Annotated in this window: 3 protein-coding genes; all 3 read left to right on the forward strand. The window is 68.3% G+C overall.

The genetic code is table 11. From position 1 onward, the window contains the following. Nucleotides 1-93 precede the first annotated feature (93 nt). Genes pstC through pstB form a run of 3 tightly spaced genes read left to right on the forward strand, consistent with a single transcriptional unit; the run spans nt 94 to nt 2,975 of the window. The gene (gene pstC / locus FGD71_RS35175; protein WP_119104616.1) at nt 94-1,101 is read left to right on the forward strand and encodes a phosphate ABC transporter permease subunit PstC; all 1,008 of its coding nucleotides are present in this window, start codon (nt 94-96) and stop codon (nt 1,099-1,101) included. Next, nucleotides 1,098-2,159 (forward strand): phosphate ABC transporter permease PstA, encoded by a 1,062-nt coding sequence (pstA, locus tag FGD71_RS35180; RefSeq protein WP_119104617.1) that lies wholly within the window; start codon nt 1,098-1,100, stop codon nt 2,157-2,159. Before pstC ends, pstA begins: the two co-directional genes overlap by 4 nt. Nucleotides 2,160-2,198: 39 nt before the next feature. After that, complete coding sequence (gene pstB / locus FGD71_RS35185) at nt 2,199-2,975, forward strand: phosphate ABC transporter ATP-binding protein PstB (RefSeq protein WP_119104618.1); 777 nt, start codon at nt 2,199-2,201, stop codon at nt 2,973-2,975. Nucleotides 2,976-3,154 lie beyond the last annotated feature (179 nt).

Raw genomic sequence — 3,154 nt, forward strand, 5'->3', positions numbered from 1 at the left:
GCCCGGCCCCCCCCGGGGGGCCGGGCCGCACCGTCCGGTGCACCGCCGCCAGGAGCCGCACGCCGAGTGGGGCTCAGCAGACCGGAGAACCCGATGGATATATCCACTAAGAACACTGACGCCCCTCCCCCCTCGCCCCAGCCGTCCGTGGTGGAGCAGAAGCGCGCATCGCGCGGCGCCACCCGTCCCGGAGACCGGATCTTCCTCGGCCTCTCCCGTGGGTCGGGCATCCTCCTGCTGGTGATCATGGCCGCCATCGCGGCCTTCCTCACCTACCGCGCCTCCCTCGCGATCAGCAAGGACCACGGCAACTTCCTCACCACCTTCGAGTGGAACACGAGTGCCGTCCCGCCGGACTTCGGTATCGCCGTCCTGGCCTTCGGCACGGTGGTCTCCTCGATCGTCGCCATGGTCATCGCGGTCCCGATCGCGGTCGCCATCGCGCTCTTCCTCACGCACTACGCCCCGCGTCGCCTGAGCGGCCCCATCGCGTACGTGATCGACCTGCTCGCCGCCGTGCCGTCCATCGTGTACGGCCTGTGGGGCGCCCTCGTCCTCGTACCGCACATGAACGGCCTGTTCGGCTGGCTGGACAGCTACCTCGGCTGGACCGGCATCTTCGAGTGGCAGGGCGGCGCGCCCCGCTCGATGCTCACCGTCGGCATCCTGCTCGCGATCATGATCCTGCCGATCATCACCAACGTGAGCCGTGAGGTCTTCCGCCAGGTCCCGCAGATGCACGAGGAGGCCGCGCTCGCCCTCGGCGCCACGCGCTGGGAGGTCATTCGGATGGCGGTGCTGCCGTTCGGCCGGTCCGGTGTGATCTCCGCCGCGATGCTCGGCCTCGGCCGCGCGCTTGGCGAGACGATGGCCGTCGCCACGGTCCTCTCCCCGACCTTCGAGATCCAGGCCAGCCTGCTCGACCCGGGCGGCGGCACCTTCGCCCAGAACATCGCCAGCAAGTTCAGCGAGGCGACGGAGTTCGGCCGTGACGCGCTCATCGCCTCCGGTCTGATCCTGTTCGTCATCACCTTGCTGGTCAACGGCGCGGCCCGCGCGATCATCGCCCGCCGCAAGGAGTACTCGGGGGCCAACGCATGAGCCACGCAGCCATCGCAGAGAAGCGCCCCAGCCAGCTGCGCGGCGCCAGCCTTCCGAAGTGGTCCCCGTGGGCGATCGCCGTGGGCTCCCTCGCCGCCGCCGTCGGCATCGGCGTGGTCGGCGGCCTCGACAGCAGGGTGCAGTGGGGCCTGATCGCCGCGCTCCTCTTCGTCTTCGGTACGTACGCCATCTCCGCGCGGGTCGAGGGCCGCCGCCAGGCGACGGACCGCGTCGCGACCTCCCTCGTCTGGGTCGCCTTCCTGCTCGCCGTCGTCCCGCTGGTCTCCCTGGTCTGGACGACCGTCGTGCGGGGTGTGAAGGTCCTCGACGTCTACTTCCTGACCCATTCGATGGGAGTGATCGCCGACACCGAGCCGGGCGGCGGTATCAACCACGCCATCGTCGGCAGCCTCGAGCAGGTCGGCCTCGCCACGCTGATCGGTGCGCCGATCGGTGTGCTCACCGCGATCTACCTGGTGGAGTACGGACGCGGCAGGCTCGCCCGGTCCATCACCTTCTTCGTCGACGTGATGACCGGTATCCCGTCGATCGTCGCCGGTCTGTTCATCCTCAGCCTGATGCTGATGTTCGACATGCAGCCCTTCGGCTTCGCCGGGTCCCTCGCCCTCGCCATCCTGATGATGCCGGTCGTGGTCCGTTCCACGGAGGAGATGCTCAAGCTGGTGCCGAACGAGCTGCGAGAGGCTTCCCTCGCGCTCGGCATCCCGAAGTGGCGCACCATCCTCAAGGTGGTCCTGCCTACCTCGATCGGCGGCATCACCACCGGCATCATGCTGTCGGTCGCCCGCATCGCCGGTGAGACCGCGCCGGTGCTGCTGCTGGTGTTCGGCAACCCCTTCATCAACAACAACCCGTTCGAGGGTGCGCAGGCGTCGCTGCCGCTGTACATCTACCAGCAGTACGCGAACAGTGCGGGCTCCGGTGCGGCATACGACCGCGCCTGGGCCGCCTCGCTCACGCTGATCGCCTTCGTGATGATCCTCAACCTGGCGGCTCGCGGGATCGCCCGCTGGAAGGCCCCGAAGACCGGTCGCTGACGCGGCCACAGCGACCTCTCGAAAGAAGCAGTGATTGACATGGCCAAGCGAATCGACGTAAGCGGACTGACCGCCTACTACAGCGCCCACAAGGCGATAGAAGACATTTCCATGACCGTCGAGCCCCGCTCCGTGACGGCCTTCATCGGCCCGTCCGGCTGCGGCAAGTCGACCTTCCTGCGCACGCTGAACCGTATGCACGAGGTCACTCCCGGCGGACGGGTCGAGGGCAAGGTGCTGCTGGACGACGAGGACCTGTACGGCAGCGGGATCGACCCCGTCGCGGTGCGCCGCACGGTCGGCATGGTCTTCCAGCGTCCCAACCCCTTCCCCACGATGTCGATCTTCGACAACGTGGCGGCGGGGCTGCGGCTCAACGGCTCGTACAAGAAGTCCGAGCTGAGCGATGTGGTCGAGAAGTCCCTCAAGGGCGCGAACCTCTGGAACGAGGTCAAGGACCGTCTGAACAAGCCCGGTTCGGGGCTGTCGGGTGGTCAGCAGCAGCGGCTGTGCATCGCCCGTGCCATCGCGGTGGAGCCGCAGGTGCTGCTGATGGACGAGCCCTGCTCGGCGCTCGACCCCATCTCGACGCTCGCCATCGAGGACCTGATCGGTGAGCTGAAGGAGCGCTTCACGATCGTCATCGTGACGCACAACATGCAGCAGGCGGCCCGTGTCTCCGACCGCACCGCCTTCTTCAACCTCTCGGCTGTCGGGCAGCCCGGCAAGCTCATCGAGATCGACGAGACGGAGCGGATCTTCTCCAACCCGTCGGTCCAGGCGACGGAGGACTACATCTCGGGTCGCTTCGGCTGATCCCGTACGTGCGGTTCACGGACCCCTCGCGGTGCTGCATGGCGGTGCCACCGCGAGGCCGAAGAGGGCCCGCCCCTGGCTCCCGGGGGCGGGCCCGCTCGCTTTTTTCCTCGCCCCCGCCGCCCCTACCCGTCCCATCCCGTTCCTGGGGGCTGCGCCCCCAGACCCCCGCTATCGGC

This window comes from Streptomyces sporangiiformans, assembly GCF_005768555.2.
Taxonomy (GTDB): domain Bacteria; phylum Actinomycetota; class Actinomycetes; order Streptomycetales; family Streptomycetaceae; genus Streptomyces; species Streptomyces sporangiiformans.

What these genes read in the sequence shown, in the direction of transcription:
- pstC (WP_119104616.1), top strand. Translation starts at nt 94, where the DNA reads ATGGATATATCCACTAAGAACACTGACGCCCCTCCCCCCTCGCCCCAG.
- pstA (WP_119104617.1), top strand. Translation starts at nt 1,098, where the DNA reads ATGAGCCACGCAGCCATCGCAGAGAAGCGCCCCAGCCAGCTGCGCGGC.
- pstB (WP_119104618.1), top strand. Translation starts at nt 2,199, where the DNA reads ATGGCCAAGCGAATCGACGTAAGCGGACTGACCGCCTACTACAGCGCC.